This is a genomic window from Caulobacter sp. GW821-FHT12D05, from assembly GCF_058807295.1.
Window position 1 is genome coordinate 280,168 of sequence record NZ_JBXAQO010000002.1, and the last position, 12,931, is coordinate 293,098.

At 67.1% G+C, this 12,931-nt stretch carries 12 protein-coding genes, 1 tRNA gene and 1 pseudogene; 6 read left to right on the top strand and 8 right to left on the bottom strand.

Going from position 1 to position 12,931, the window contains the following annotated elements; all coding sequences use genetic code 11:
- Window positions 1-28: 28 nt before the first annotated feature.
- Together AC1RRR_RS08730 and AC1RRR_RS08735 are read right to left on the bottom strand one after the other, a co-directional pair.
- A complete protein-coding gene (locus AC1RRR_RS08730) occupies window positions 29-532 on the bottom strand; it encodes a DUF805 domain-containing protein (protein ID WP_492812269.1) in 504 nt (167 codons plus the stop codon).
- A gap of 40 nt (window positions 533-572) precedes the next feature.
- The gene (locus AC1RRR_RS08735; protein ID WP_492812270.1) at window positions 573-2,567 is read right to left on the bottom strand and encodes an acetyl-CoA carboxylase biotin carboxylase subunit; all 1,995 of its coding nucleotides are present in this window, start codon (window positions 2,565-2,567) and stop codon (window positions 573-575) included.
- A 21-nt stretch (window positions 2,568-2,588) separates the two neighbouring features.
- Between AC1RRR_RS08735 and AC1RRR_RS08740 the strand changes: the two are divergent.
- A pseudogene (locus AC1RRR_RS08740) lies at window positions 2,589-6,495 on the top strand (LamG-like jellyroll fold domain-containing protein).
- Window positions 6,492-6,986, top strand: coding sequence for a GlcG/HbpS family heme-binding protein (locus tag AC1RRR_RS08745; RefSeq protein WP_492812271.1), 495 nt, complete (start codon window positions 6,492-6,494; stop codon window positions 6,984-6,986). Before AC1RRR_RS08740 ends, AC1RRR_RS08745 begins: the two are co-directional and overlap by 4 nt.
- A 131-nt stretch (window positions 6,987-7,117) precedes the next feature.
- On the opposite strand, the gene AC1RRR_RS08750 is transcribed toward AC1RRR_RS08745, so the two are convergent.
- On the bottom strand, window positions 7,118-7,696 hold the full coding sequence (locus tag AC1RRR_RS08750) for a type 1 glutamine amidotransferase family protein (RefSeq protein ID WP_492812273.1): 579 nt from the start codon (window positions 7,694-7,696) through the stop codon (window positions 7,118-7,120).
- A 132-nt stretch (window positions 7,697-7,828) separates the two neighbouring features.
- Here AC1RRR_RS08750 and msrB point away from each other — a divergent pair, with 132 nt between their 5' ends.
- The 4 genes from msrB (at window position 7,829) to AC1RRR_RS08770 (ending at window position 10,593) form a co-directional block, all read left to right on the top strand.
- Window positions 7,829-8,311 carry a peptide-methionine (R)-S-oxide reductase MsrB gene (gene msrB, locus AC1RRR_RS08755; RefSeq protein WP_492812274.1) on the top strand — a complete coding sequence of 161 codons (483 nt, stop codon included), beginning with the start codon at window positions 7,829-7,831 and terminating at the stop codon, window positions 8,309-8,311.
- A 129-nt stretch (window positions 8,312-8,440) separates the two neighbouring features.
- Window positions 8,441-9,052: an alpha/beta hydrolase gene (locus tag AC1RRR_RS08760; protein ID WP_492813527.1), complete on the top strand. Its 612-nt coding sequence runs from the start codon at window positions 8,441-8,443 to the stop codon at window positions 9,050-9,052.
- Between the two features lie 58 nt (window positions 9,053-9,110).
- Complete coding sequence (locus AC1RRR_RS08765; RefSeq protein WP_492812276.1) at window positions 9,111-9,785, top strand: hypothetical protein; 675 nt, start codon at window positions 9,111-9,113, stop codon at window positions 9,783-9,785.
- 85 nt (window positions 9,786-9,870) lie between these two features.
- Window positions 9,871-10,593: a DUF3307 domain-containing protein gene (locus tag AC1RRR_RS08770; RefSeq protein ID WP_492812278.1), complete on the top strand. Its 723-nt coding sequence runs from the start codon at window positions 9,871-9,873 to the stop codon at window positions 10,591-10,593.
- A gap of 16 nt (window positions 10,594-10,609) precedes the next feature.
- Here AC1RRR_RS08770 and AC1RRR_RS08775 read toward each other — a convergent pair.
- From AC1RRR_RS08775 to AC1RRR_RS08795, 5 genes are all read right to left on the bottom strand, one after another.
- Window positions 10,610-10,694: transfer RNA gene (locus AC1RRR_RS08775), tRNA-Leu, on the bottom strand.
- A gap of 65 nt (window positions 10,695-10,759) precedes the next feature.
- Window positions 10,760-11,284 (bottom strand): MarR family winged helix-turn-helix transcriptional regulator, encoded by a 525-nt coding sequence (locus tag AC1RRR_RS08780; RefSeq protein ID WP_492812280.1) that lies wholly within the window; start codon window positions 11,282-11,284, stop codon window positions 10,760-10,762.
- A gap of 245 nt (window positions 11,285-11,529) precedes the next feature.
- Window positions 11,530-12,318 carry a hypothetical protein gene (locus AC1RRR_RS08785; RefSeq protein ID WP_492812282.1) on the bottom strand — a complete coding sequence of 263 codons (789 nt, stop codon included), beginning with the start codon at window positions 12,316-12,318 and terminating at the stop codon, window positions 11,530-11,532.
- Window positions 12,319-12,407: 89 nt separating this feature from the next.
- The gene (locus AC1RRR_RS08790) at window positions 12,408-12,650 is read right to left on the bottom strand and encodes a hypothetical protein (protein ID WP_492813528.1); all 243 of its coding nucleotides are present in this window, start codon (window positions 12,648-12,650) and stop codon (window positions 12,408-12,410) included.
- A 26-nt stretch (window positions 12,651-12,676) separates the two neighbouring features.
- Window positions 12,677-12,925 (bottom strand): DUF3297 family protein, encoded by a 249-nt coding sequence (locus AC1RRR_RS08795; RefSeq protein WP_492812284.1) that lies wholly within the window; start codon window positions 12,923-12,925, stop codon window positions 12,677-12,679.
- Between the last annotated feature and the right edge of the window lie 6 nt (window positions 12,926-12,931).

Below are 12,931 nucleotides of genomic sequence, written 5' to 3' on the forward strand. Positions count from 1 at the left end.
CACTTCAGCTCCGACTCGTGTCGGCAATCTAGGCTTTCGGCGGCTCGGTCGAAAGAGCGGGTTCTGACGGGCTTTCAGCGCCCAGCACCAGCGGGTTCTTGTGCGCGCCGTATCCCGACGGCGAGGGACCGTAGCGATTCTCACGCTTCTGTCCCGGCAGGATCGCGTAGTCGACCAGCACGTACAGGATAAGCGCCACGCCGATCAGTGACGGCCACCGGGGTCCTTCGGGCTGGATCGTGAAGAACCAGGCAACGGAGCGCGCGATCAGGATCGCCAGCGAGAAGGCCGCGGGCCGGCCCCGGTCATGGCCCCGCTTCACCAGCAGGCCGGCCGACCCGAACAGAAACAGCCCGTACCAGACCAGGATCAGGCCCATCCTGATCGGAGCGGGCGTCCACGCGAAACCCAGGGTCCCGAAGAACCAGATCATGTTCAGCGCGACGCCGAACGCCCAGAATTCGGCGCGGCCGATCCGGCCCTTCCAGGAGAAGTAGACGTCCAGGACGCCGCTGATCGTGAGCCGGGTCATGCTCCTGCATGACTCAACTCAAGATGCAGCACAAGAACCGCTACGCGAACTCGACGAGCACCTCGTCGGCCGCGACCGGGTCGCCGCCCTTGGCGTTGACCGCTTTCACGACGCCATCCCGCTCGGCGCGGATGATGTTCTGCATCTTCATGGCCTCGAGCACGCAGACGACCTCGCCCTCGCGGACCTGCTGGCCGGCGGTGACGTCCATAGAGACCACCAGGCCCGGCATCGGCGACAGCACAAGCTTGGAGGTGTCGGCGGCCTGCTTCTCGGGCAGCTTGTCGTGCAGTTCGGCGTTGCGCGGGGTCAGGACCAGCACGCGGGCCTTGGTGGCGCGGTGGCGGATGTCGAAGCCCTCGGCGGCCGCAGCGACCTGGACCGTGAAGGCCTTGCCGTCCAGGGTCGCCTTGAACACCGGCTTGCCGGGACGCCAATCGATGTCGGTCAGCATCAGCGTACGGCCTTCGTCCAGCATCTCGACGGCGATGTCGCCCTCCCCGCTGACCTTCACGCTGCGCTTGGTGTGGCCCACGGCCACGATCCAGTCCGCGCGCGGCGCACCGGCCAGGCCCGAGGCGTACGATCGCGCGCGGGCGGCATAGACCCGCTGCATGGCCGCGCCGACGGCGGTCAGGATGTCCAGCTGTTCCGAGGTCGGCGCGGTCCCGTGGAAGCCTTCCGGGAACTCGTCCTTGATGTAGCTGGTCGCCAGATTGCCGGACCGGAAGCGGTCCTCGTCCATCACGGCCGCCAGGAACGGGATGTTCTGGCCCAGGCCCTCGATGTGGAAGTCCTCCAGCGCCCGTCCCATGCCGTCGATCGCCGCGATCCGGGTCGGGGCCCAACTGCACAGCTTGGAGATCATCGGGTCGTAGTACATCGAGATCTCGTCGCCCTCGCGGACGCCGGCGTCGTTGCGGATGGTGTAGGCGCCGTGGTCGCCCTCTTCCGGCGGGTCGTAGCGGACCAGGCGACCGATCGACGGCAGGAACTTGCGGTAGGGATCCTCGGCGTAGATGCGGCTCTCGATGGCCCAGCCGTTGATCTTCAGGTCCTTCTGCTCGAAGGCCATCTTCTCCCCGTAGGCCGAGCGGATCATCTGCTCGACCAGGTCCAGGCCCGTGATCAGCTCGGTGACCGGATGCTCGACCTGCAGGCGGGTGTTCATCTCCAGGAAGAAGAAGCTCTTGTCCTGGCCGGCCACGAACTCAACCGTGCCGGCGCTGTCGTAGTTGACGGCCTTGGCCAGGGCGACGGCCTGCGCGCCCATGGCGGCGCGGGTCGCCTCGTCCAGAAGCGGCGACGGGGCTTCCTCGATGACCTTCTGGTTCCGGCGCTGGATCGAGCACTCGCGCTCGAACAGGTGGACCACGTTGCCGTGCTTGTCGCCCAGCACCTGGATTTCGATGTGGCGCGGGCTCTCGATGAACTTCTCGATGAAGATGCGGTCGTCGCCGAAGCTGGCCTTGGCCTCGGCGCGGACGGCCGGGAAGCCCTCCTCGACGTCCTTGCGGTTCCAGGCCACGCGGATGCCCTTGCCGCCGCCGCCGGCCGACGCCTTGATCATCACCGGATAGCCGATCTGCTCGGCGATCGTCACGGCCTCGGCGGTGTCGGCGATCTCGCCGATGTGGCCGGGCACACAGGACACGCCCGAGGCTTGGGCGAACTTCTTGCTCTCGATCTTGTCGCCCATCGCCTGGATGGCGCCGGGGTTGGGACCGATGAAGACGATGCCCTCGTCGGCGCAGCGCTGGGCGAAGCCGGCGTTCTCGGACAGGAAACCGAAGCCCGGGTGCACGGCCTGGGCGCCCGTCTCCTTACAGGCGGCGATGATCTTGTCGGCGACCAGGTAGCTCTGGGCGGCGGGCGAAGCGCCGATATGCACGGTCTCGTCGGCCATCTCGACGGCCAGCGAACCGGCGTCGGCGTCCGAATAAACCACCACGGTGGCGATCCCCAGCCGACGGCAAGTTTTGATCACGCGAACAGCGATCTCGCCCCGGTTTGCGATCAGGATCTTCGAGAACATGGCAACTTCCGCCCGTATCTTTTGTGCTTTGCAGCACGGCCTATCAGGCCCACCCGGGTTTGCAAGCATGCCCTTACGGCGCTACACCTGCGCCCAGGCATGACACCGGTTACCGAGAGTATGGTTCCGTGATGTCCGCCATCGGGAGGAGACGGTCCATATGAAGGCGATTTTCCTGGGTTCGGCCTGCGCGCTGATCCTTGCCAACGCGGCTGTAGCGGCCGAACCGACGCTGCTGTTCAAGATGTCGGGCGACAAGGGTCTTGTGGCCGACGTCGCCGCCGGCGATCCCGTCCCCAACTTCGCCGACAAGGTCACGCCGATCGATGGCAAGGCCGGCAAGGGCTTCCACGCCGAGGACGACGGCATCGTCTCGTGGAACGCGCCCGGCAACATCCAGGCCCAGCGGGGCACCCTCTCCTTCTTCTGGCGTTCGGGCTATCCGGTCGGCGTCGCGCCGTTCGTGATCTTCCGCGTCGGTTATGCGGACCATTCGAGCTGGGACATGGCGTTCCTGCGCATCGACTGGAACGGCCACGGCTTCGACGCCTTCGTCACCGACAACGGCCTGGCGCGCACTCGCGTGTCGTTCAAGGTCGACAAGAACCCGGCCGCCGACGCCTGGACGCACCTGGCCTTCACCTGGGACGAGACGACCGGCGTCCAGCTCTATGTCGACGGCAAGCTGGCGGCCAAGAAGGAGACCAAGGCGGTCTATGACGCCGGTCTCGACCAGTTCGGCGTAGCCGGTCGCGTGATCGCCCCGCACCAGGTGCAGAGCCGCTACAACTTCACCCGTGGCGGCGACCTGGACGAGCTGCGCGTCTACGACCGCCCGCTGGCGGCCGACGCCATCGCCGCCCTGGCCCGCAACGAGGCCCCGGCCGCCGAAGCGCCGGTCCCGACCCTGGCCGATCCCGCCGTCCACGCCGCCTGGAAGCAGCGCTATGGCTGGAACCTCGCCTCCCCGCCGCTCCTGACCGACGCCAAGACCACGATCCGCAAGGTCGAGTTCGCCGACGCCAAGGACATCAAGGAATGGATGTGGCGCGCCAACGACGGCATCCAGGAGACCACCTGGCCCGGCGTCTACAACCGCTCGCGCCTGCCCGGCCGTGACGACTACTTCCAGCTGCCTGACTGGAACGTCTATGTCGACGGCGGCAAGGCCCTGACCCTGACCCTGCCCGACGAGCCGATCAACCGCCTCGAGATCCAGGGCCCGGCCTATGGCGACCTGACCTGGGCCGCCAAGGCCGGCGACAAGGGTTCCAGCGTCGGCGTCCGCGCCAAGGACCAGGCCCGCACCGTCAACACCCTGGCCCAGCCGCTGAAGGGCGGCGTCCTAACCTTCACCAATGTGGCGCAGGAGACCCCGATCCAAGAGATCTGGGCCTACAACGTCTCGGCCGGGGCCGAGCCGAAGGACGCCTTCAAGATGACCTACACGGTCCGCGCCGACGTGGCGCCGGACTATCTGAACCTGGCCGACCTGAACGCCTATATCGCCGGCCGCCACCCGGCGGGCGAGCGCGCCACCGTCGTGGCCGTTCCGGATGCCGCGCCGACCCGTCCGCGCCCCGCTGGCGACCTGAAGGCGCCGGGCCTGCCGATCGTCCACGTGCTGATCCCGTCGGGCTTCGGCGACGCGCCGGCCGGCAAGGCCCTGGCTCGCAACTGGGCCTATGGCTGGGAGAACGCCCGCGACGGCCTGGACGGCGTGGCGATCGACATCCCCGCCCTGCCCGGCGCGGCGGGTACGGTCATTCCGCTGAACATCCAGGTGAAGGATCCGATCTGGCCGGGCCGCAACATGATCGACGTCAGCGTCTCGGTGAAGGCCGGCGTGGCCCGCACCGTGTGGCTGGACATGCGCGACCGCATCATGACTGCCGACAGCCTGTACCTGACCATCGCCGCCGACAGCGCCGACTTCGGGCCCAAGGCCCTGGACGGCGCCAAGATCCGGCTGGTGTTGAAGGACCGCGACAAGGCCAAGGCCGAGCACATCGCCGACCGCCTGAACCAGGTGAAGGACAACTGGGCCTTCCTGGTCGAGGAGCACACCACCTCCAAGCGCCAGGGCCTGTATCGCCGCCTGTACGCCGACATCACCGACCTGCTGAAGGTCGATCCCGACAATCAGATCGGCCGCGAATACTGGGGCGACATCACCTATGGCAGCCAGGGCTGGCCGGCCTTTGATCAGCCCAAGCCGACCGACAACACCCCGCTGTGGGCCTACCGCCAGACGGAAGACCTGAAGCTGGTCAGCCAGTTCATCGACTGGTGGATCGACGAGCGCCAGTCCGACTTCGGCGACTTCGGCGGCGGCCTGTCGGACGACACCGACCTGCTGCAGCAGTGGCCGGGCGTGGCGCTGATGGGCGTTCAGCCCGACAAGATCACCCACTCGCTGAACCGCCTGACCGACGCGGTCTACAAGAACGGCATGTTCACCGACGGTCTCTCGACCATCGTGACCGACGAACTGCACGCCTATGAGGAGGGCATCAACTCCAACTCGGAGGCGATGTACGTCAACTACGGCGACCCGCTGGCCGTCGAGCGCCTGTTCACGACCGTGAAGGCCCTGCCCCGGGTGATCGACAAGAACCCGGCCGGCCACGTCCACTTCAACACCAACTGGTACAGCGGCAAGATCTCGTACCGCGAAGGCCCGTGGGAGTGGCAGAAGCCGTACTCGTTCGGCGTCGTCCACCCGTCGATCCTGATCAGCGACTACAACGGCGACCCGACCGCCAAGGCCACCGTCATCGGCCTGGCCGACGGCTACCTGGCCCACGTGGCCAAGGACGGCTCGTACCCCAACGAGATCAACTGGCGCACCGACGCCGAGCGCGGCGGCACCGTGCTGCAGGGTTCGGGCGCGGACGGTCCGTTCCAGGTGTTCTGGTCGGCCTATCGCCTGACCGGCGACGCCAAGTACCTGGCCCCGATCAAGTGGCGCATCGGCAAGGCCAGCATCCGCTCGCTGGGCAGCATCAATGACAACGCTCTGACCGAGCTGAAGCTGGGCGAGGCCAACAAGGACCAGATCGTCGCCTCGGCCAAGAAGGGCGGCAACGCCCTGGACCGTTATGCCGCCTGGAACCTGACCGGCGACAAGAGCTTCCTCGAGGACCTCTATGCCGACGAGATCCAGTGGAACGCCCAGCACATGTACATGCACACGGAAGGCCACTGGTGGTCGGACCGTGTGGAGCTGCCGTCCGACATCCTGCAACGCACGCGCCTGGGCGGCATCGCCAACAAGCGTAGCCAGATGACCCCGGGCCACGTGGTCAGTTGGCGCTTCGACAATGCCGACGGCACGGACATCGCCCTGCTGGTCAAGGACGCGACCAAGACCGGCTTCAAGGTCATCGCCTATAACCGCACCGACAAGCCGGTGACGGCGACCATGACCGGCTGGAACGTCGCGCCGGGCCAATGGAGCCTCGCCGAAGGCCTCGACGCCAATGGCGACGACGCCATCGACGGTTCGGCCTCGACCCGCACCGTCGCCTTCGAGCGCAGCCTGGGGACCAAGGTCACCCTGGCCCCGCGCCAGACGACGGTCATCGACATGAAGCTGGCCACGGCGGGCGACGATCCGGCCAAGCGCGCCGACCTGGGCATCGGTCGTGGCGACGTCGTGGTGAAGGGCTCGGCCATCACCGCCAAGGTTCACAGCCTGGGCGCCCAGGACGCCGCGGCGGCCAAGCTGGAGCTGGTCGATCAGGCCGGCAAGGTGCTGGCCAGCGCGCCGACCCCGGCCCTGAAGGCTCCGCTCGACCTGCTGCCCAAGACCGCTTCGGTGAAGCTGAAGATCCCGGCCGGCGTGAAGGCCCAAGGCCTGCGCGTCCGGATCGTGACCACACAACCGCAAAACACCGCCTTGAACGACGAGGTCGTCCTGCCATGAAGAAGACGTTCGCCCTGATCGCCGCCAGCCTCGCTCTGGCCGGCGGCTCGGCCCTGGCCCAGACGGCGCAGCCGCCGGTTCCAGTATCGCCCCCCTATTCCAGCCGCGTGATCACCCTGGCCGAGGCCAAGGCCGTGGTGGCCGCCGCCGAGGCCGAAGCCCGCAAGAACGGCTGGACCATGGTCATCACCGTGCTGGAGCCGAACGGCCAGCCGGTGCTGAGCGAGAAGATGGACGGCACGCAATACGGCTCGACCGAAGTCGCTCTCGGGAAGGCCCAGACCGCCGCCAACTTCCGCAAGCCCTCGTCCTACTTCCAGGACGCGGTGAAGGCCGGGACGCTTAACTCGATCTTCACCGGCGCCATGGCGCTGGAGGGCGGCGAGCTGTTGCTGGTCGACGGCAAGATCGTCGGCGCCATCGGCGTCTCGGGCGGCACGGCCGTTCAGGACGGCCAGGTCGCCCGCATCGGCGTGGCGGCGCTTAAATAATCTCCGTTTCCCCGGCGAAAGCCGGGGCCCAGATGCAAGAGCGCCCGCGTTCCGGACAGGATCGCGGGCGCTTCTGCGTTCGCCTCACAGCCATACGATCTGGGTCCCGGCTTTCGCCGGGAAGACCGGAATTATTGATCCGAGTGCTCGCGGGCGAACATCGCCAGGTAGCCCGCGATCATCTCTTCCTGCTCGGGCGCGATCAGGCGGGCGACGGCGGCAGCGAAGGTCACGGGCGCCAGGCCCGAGGCGCTGACCAGCTTGCCGTCGACCACCGCCTTGGCGCTGTCGACATACTGGTCGGCGCCCACATAGCCGGGAACCTGCTCGGCCAGCCACTCGGCGCCGTTCGAGGTGTGCTTGCGCCCGTCGAACAGGCCGGCATGGGCCAGGGCCGTCGTGCCGGCGCAGATGCCGGCCACCGGCTTGCCGTCGGCGAAGGCCTGGCGGATCAGCGCCGAGATCGCCGGGTTCTCGCCCTTGGCCCATTCGTCGCTGCCGATCAGGATGTAGACGTCCGCGTCGCTCAGCACAGGATCGTCGAAGCGGTAGTCGGCCGCCGCCAGCACGCCGCCGATCGAGGTCTCGGGATCGCCGGTCGGGGTCGCGACCTCGATCTGCACCTTCAGATATTCGCGCAGCAGCGCCAACACGGCGCCGGCCTCCCAATCGGCCCAGCCCGGCTGCAGGAATGCGACGGCGATGGTCATGGGAAGCTCCTAGCCACCTGTCCCTCTGGGACAGGCATTTTTAAAGTGGCGCGTGGCAAACGTCGAAACCGGCGTCCACTTTCGGCTGCCACGCGCTACCGGTTCAACGTTCGAACGCTTACATTGGCGTTCATGACAGACGCAGCCACCCTTTCAACCGCCGGTTTCGACCTTTCGCCGCCGACGGAGCCGGAACGCCAACGCCTGGAGGCCGATCTGACGGCAGAAGAGGCCCGCGTTCTCCTGCATCACGGCACCGAGGCCCCGTTCTGCGGCGGCCTGCTGGGCGAGAAGAACCCCGGCGTCTATGCCTGCCGCCTGTGCGGCCTGCCGCTGTTCAAGCACGAGACCAAGTTCGAGAGCGGCACCGGCTGGCCCAGCTTCTACGCCCCGTTCGCCGAAGACCACGTGCTGGGCATCCGCGACACCTCGTACGGCATGGTCCGTATCGAGACCCGCTGCGCCCGCTGCGACAGCCACCAGGGCCACGTGTTCCCGGACGGCCCGGCCCCGACCAAGCTGCGCTACTGCATCAACTCGGTGTCGCTGCAGTTCGTGAAGGATGGCGATCCCCTGCCTGACCCGCTGCATCGCGGCGACAGGATCGCGGCCTAGGGTTCCAGCCTGAAACCCCGGTCTCGCCCCAGCTTTTCTGAATTCCTATCGAATTGATATGAATTGAGTGAAGGGGCGGACCGGGCCTATCTGCGGATCGACGGCCCAGCCTCCGAGTTTCGCATGATGATGCCCGCCTCCTCCGCCTTCGAACCTTCGCAGCCCTATCGCGGCGACCGCGAGGACCCGCCGATCCTGATCGTGCCGGGCCTCTACAATTCCGGTCCCGACCACTGGCAGAGCCACTGGGAGCGCGAGCTGCCCGGCGCCGAGCGCGTCGACCAGCAGGACTGGGAGCGCCCGCTGCTGGGCGACTGGATGATCAGCTTGGCCGAGGCCGTCCGCCAGCGCCCCGGCGCGATCCTGGTCGCCCACAGCCTGGGCTGCGCCCTCGTCGCCCATTTCGCCCAGGTCACCGGCGGACGCGGCGTCGGCGGCGCCATGCTGGTCGCCCCGGCCGACGTCAATCGCGAGGGCCCTGCCGGTCGCCTGCTGGTCGGCTTCTCGCCCATCCCCCGCCAGCGCCTGCCCTTCCCCAGCCTGGTCGTCGCCAGCCGCGACGACCCATATGTCGAGCTCGACCGCGCCGAGGCCTTCGCGCGCGGCTGGGGGTCGGAGTTCGTGGACCTGGGGCGCGCCGGGCACATCAATGTCGACAGCGGCCACGGCGCCTGGATGAAGGGCCGTGGGCTGCTGCGAGGTCTAGTGCAGAAGGTCGAGGCGGCCGAGCGAGCGACTTGACAGGCAATATCGCCTGTCAGATGCTAGACAGGCAATTTTGCCTGCCAAGGATCTCCGTGTGGCGGTTCCCTCGCTCTATGCCGTTCTGACCGGCGACCTAATCCGCTCCACGACACTCTCGGTCGACACGCTGGCCGACGCGCGCGGCGTCGCCGCCGACGCCGCGGCGTACAGCCAGAAGGCCCTGGCCCTGCATCCGCTCGCGGCCCTGGAGTTCTTTCGCGGCGATGCCTGGCAGCTGCTGCTCGGCGATCCAACCCATGCGCTACGGACCGCGCTGGTGATCCGGGCGCAGCTACGCGCCGCGGCCGATGTCGACACCCGCATCTCGATCGGCCTCGGCACGGTCGACAACATCGACCACCAGCGCATCTCGCTTTCCACCGGCGAAGCTTTTCTGCTCTCGGGCCGGAAGCTCGACCGGATGACGACCTATTTCGATCTGACAGGCGACCTGCCGGACAGGTTCGCGCTCGTGCGGCCCTGGTTCACCCTCAACCTGCAACTATGCGGCGGCCTTGCCCGCTCCTGGACGCGGCGACAGGCCGAGGTCGTGGCCCACGCCCTGCTGATGACCGACGCCACGCACGAGGCGATCGGCCAGGCCTTGACCCCCCCAATCCGCAAACAGTCCGTGACCGACATCCTCGAGGCGGCCAACTGGCGCCTGCTTAGCGAGGCCTTGACCGTCTTCGAGAAGACGGATTGGCGCACCGGAGCGCCCGTCCCATGATGGCCGCTAAAAGCCAAGGCCGGACAGGCGCTGACGCCTGTCTGCATCAGGACAGCCTTTCCAGCCTGTCGAAGAGCGAACGCTGATGGACAAGACCCTCTTCGCCCTCACCGCCGCGCACATCCTGGCCGACTTTCCGTTGCAGCCGAACTGGATGGTCGAACGCAAGCGCAATCCGCTGATGCTGCTGCTCCACCTCGTGATCGTCGTGACGGTCGCCGCCGTGGCTCTGGGATCGGCGCCTTGGCTTCTGCTGGGCATTCTCGCCGGCACGCACTTGGCGATGGACGCAGTGAAGACCTACGTCCTCAAGGACAGGCTCTGGACGTTCGCCCTCGACCAGGCCGTCCATCTGGCGGTCGTCGCCAGCCTGGCCATCGCCTTTCCCACGACCTGGCGAGACGGGTTCTGGGCGCATCTGCCGGCGAACGGCCAGACCGTCTATCTCATCGGCCTTACCCTGCTGAGCGGCCTGATCGTCAACCTGCAGGTCGGGGCCATCGTCATCCGCAAGGCGACCACGCGCTTCGTCGCCCAGATCCGCAGCAACATCCGTGGCCTCAACCAGGGCGGCTTCTATATCGGCCTGTTGGAGCGGGCGCTGGTCATGTTGCTGGTCCTGATCAACCAGCCGGCCGGCGTCGGCTTTCTCATCACCGCAAAATCAATCCTGCGGTTCGGAGACGTGAAGGACTCCAAGTCACGCAAGGCGACGGAGTACATCATCATCGGCACGTTCATGAGCTTTGGCTGGGGCTTGCTGATCGCCGCTCTGACGCAGCTGGTGATCAAGCACTGGTCGCCGTAAAGGCAACCAGAAGATATGGTGCGGGCGGTCGGGGTCGAACCGACACTCCTTTCGGAACCGGATTTTGAGTCCGGCGCGTCTACCAGTTTCACCACGCCCGCAGGCTTCGCGTCGCCGCGAAGGGCCGCCTTCCTAGCAGGGGCCGAATACGAATTCCAGCCCGTGCTTAGTCTTCCATGCCATGCGGCGGAGAAACCGTCTCGCCGCCGGTCAGTTGGATGGCGGCGGTCTCCAGGTGGTCAAGCAGGCGCTTGAACATCGCCACCTCGCTGGGAGCGAGCCCCGCCAGCAGGGTCGCCTCATACGCAAGCGCCAGGGGGGCGATTTCGGCGAACAGGCGGCGGCCGGCGGCGGTCAGTTCCAGTGTGTGCGAACGGCGGTCCGAGCGGACCGTCGTGCGCGCCACCAGGCGGCGGACGACCAGTTCCTGGGCCGCGCGGCTGACCCGGACCTTGTCCATAGCCGTTCGACTGACGGCCGTGTGCTGGGTCAAGGAGCCCTCGGCCAGCACCGACATCAGCCGCCACTGCGGGATGGTCAGGCCGAAGCGGTCCTCGTAGGCCCGGGCGATCAGGCGGCTGACCGCCGCCGAGGCCGTGGCCAGGCGATAAGGAACGTAGTCGACGAGGCTTACGCCGGGTTCGGGCGCCTCGGATGCGCCAGGGGTAATCGGAGAGACCGTCGCGGTCATGTCCTTCCTTTCGTCCTCCCAGGCGTAGCCGCCTTATGGAGGAGCGGCCTTCGCCAGTCCGTTTCACGCTGACGACTCTGCCGAGCCCGCGCGTACTCTTGATTTGGGCGTCCCCCGTCCAAGGCTCAACGCCCCGACGAGTTCACTTGCACGAACAGGCACTTTCGCACGCCGCTTGGGCAGCGAATAGTCGTCTCGCCTTCCTGATTAGCGTTCTCATGCCCCCGGACGTGTTTTTCCGGGGATCAGTCGCGCTCGGAATAACGGACCTTGGGCTTGGGCAGCGGCTGGGTCTGCGTCAGGACCTTCTGACAGTCCTCGATCTCGCGCAGGCAGTTGGGACGGTTCCAGAAGTCTGAGAACTCGGCCACGGCCAGGCGCAGCAGCTGCATGAACTCCTTGTGGTCCAGGACCTTGGGGGCCTCTTCCTTGTGGTCGTCGTGGTGGCCGTGCCCATGGCCGTGATCGTCGTGCGGCTTGTCGGGCTTGGGGGCGTTGGCGATGACGACGGTCTGGGGCGCGACGATGGTGACGTTGCGGGTCAGGAGACCGATGGCCGCCGCGTCGTGCTCCTTCGAATCGCCGTGACCATGCGAATCGTGGCCGTGGGCGTCCTTGCCGTGACCGTGCCCATGACCGTGCTTGTCGCCGCCCTTGCCGTGGTCGTCCTTCTTCTTCTCTTCGGGCGGATCGCCCTTCATGGCCTTGCCCAGATGGTCGAAGGCCTTGGCGCAGGGACCGCCGAAGGCCAGCAGCGGGCCGACGCGCAGCTTGACCTCGTCGATCAGGTCCTGGGTCTTGACGATCAGTTCGCCTGAATGGGCGCTGGAGGCGGCCACGCACTTAGCCTTCACGGCCTCGTGGATGATCTTGGCCACGTCGCTCTGCTTCTCGCCCTTGTCGCCCCGGCCGGTCAGACGGCCGGCGAAGAAGGCCAGGCCGGCGATGGCCATGCCCGCCAGGATCAGCAGGAACACCAGGGTCGGGTCGAAGACCGGTATCGGCGTCTCGACCGGAAATTCTGACTGGTACACGGCGATCCCCCTGAGCCCCACACGTCGCGCCGTCGGCGGGCGCGCCCTATGGTTAACGCAACAGCGTTATCGATGCACGGCCAAGGTGCTCAGGATGGGCGATAAATGATGCTGGAGACGCGTTCGCCCGCGTTATAGCGCGACGGGCCGCCATAGACGGTCACCTCGCAGAGGATGTCGCCGCCCTCGTCCGAGGCCCAGATGTAGCTGCGCTCGACCTCGACATAGCGGCCGGCGGGCGAGATGCCCTCGAAGGTGTCGCCCCAGGGCACGATGCCGCGCAGGTCCTGCCAGCGCAGGGTCACGGCGCGCGAAAGCTCGTCGCGCGCCATGGCCTGGAGATCAGCGTCGGCCACCCTTAGCCTTCGGCGGTGTCGCGGAAATAGGCCTCGACCTCGCCCTGCAGCTTCAGGGTCATGGCGTTGCCCTTGCGGTCCACGGTCTTGCCGGCCGCGACCCGCACCCACTTCTCGCTGATGCAGTACTCTTCGACGTTGGTCTTCTCGACGCCCTTGAAGCGGATGCCGATACCGCGCTCCAGCAGGTCGGCGTCATAGTACGGGCTGTCCGGGTTCACCGAGAGGCGGTCGGGAGGCGTGTCGCTCATGGTCTT

What these genes read in the sequence shown, in the direction of transcription:
- AC1RRR_RS08750 (WP_492812273.1), bottom strand. Translation starts at nt 7,696, where the DNA reads ATGACCATCGCCGTCGCATTCCTGCAGCCGGGCTGGGCCGATTGGGAG.
- AC1RRR_RS08730 (WP_492812269.1), bottom strand. Translation starts at nt 532, where the DNA reads ATGACCCGGCTCACGATCAGCGGCGTCCTGGACGTCTACTTCTCCTGG.
- AC1RRR_RS08760 (WP_492813527.1), top strand. Translation starts at nt 8,441, where the DNA reads ATGCCCGCCTCCTCCGCCTTCGAACCTTCGCAGCCCTATCGCGGCGAC.
- AC1RRR_RS08735 (WP_492812270.1), bottom strand. Translation starts at nt 2,567, where the DNA reads ATGTTCTCGAAGATCCTGATCGCAAACCGGGGCGAGATCGCTGTTCGC.
- AC1RRR_RS08790 (WP_492813528.1), bottom strand. Translation starts at nt 12,650, where the DNA reads ATGGCGCGCGACGAGCTTTCGCGCGCCGTGACCCTGCGCTGGCAGGAC.
- AC1RRR_RS08745 (WP_492812271.1), top strand. Translation starts at nt 6,492, where the DNA reads ATGAAGAAGACGTTCGCCCTGATCGCCGCCAGCCTCGCTCTGGCCGGC.
- AC1RRR_RS08770 (WP_492812278.1), top strand. Translation starts at nt 9,871, where the DNA reads ATGGACAAGACCCTCTTCGCCCTCACCGCCGCGCACATCCTGGCCGAC.
- msrB (WP_492812274.1), top strand. Translation starts at nt 7,829, where the DNA reads ATGACAGACGCAGCCACCCTTTCAACCGCCGGTTTCGACCTTTCGCCG.
- AC1RRR_RS08795 (WP_492812284.1), bottom strand. Translation starts at nt 12,925, where the DNA reads ATGAGCGACACGCCTCCCGACCGCCTCTCGGTGAACCCGGACAGCCCG.
- AC1RRR_RS08780 (WP_492812280.1), bottom strand. Translation starts at nt 11,284, where the DNA reads ATGACCGCGACGGTCTCTCCGATTACCCCTGGCGCATCCGAGGCGCCC.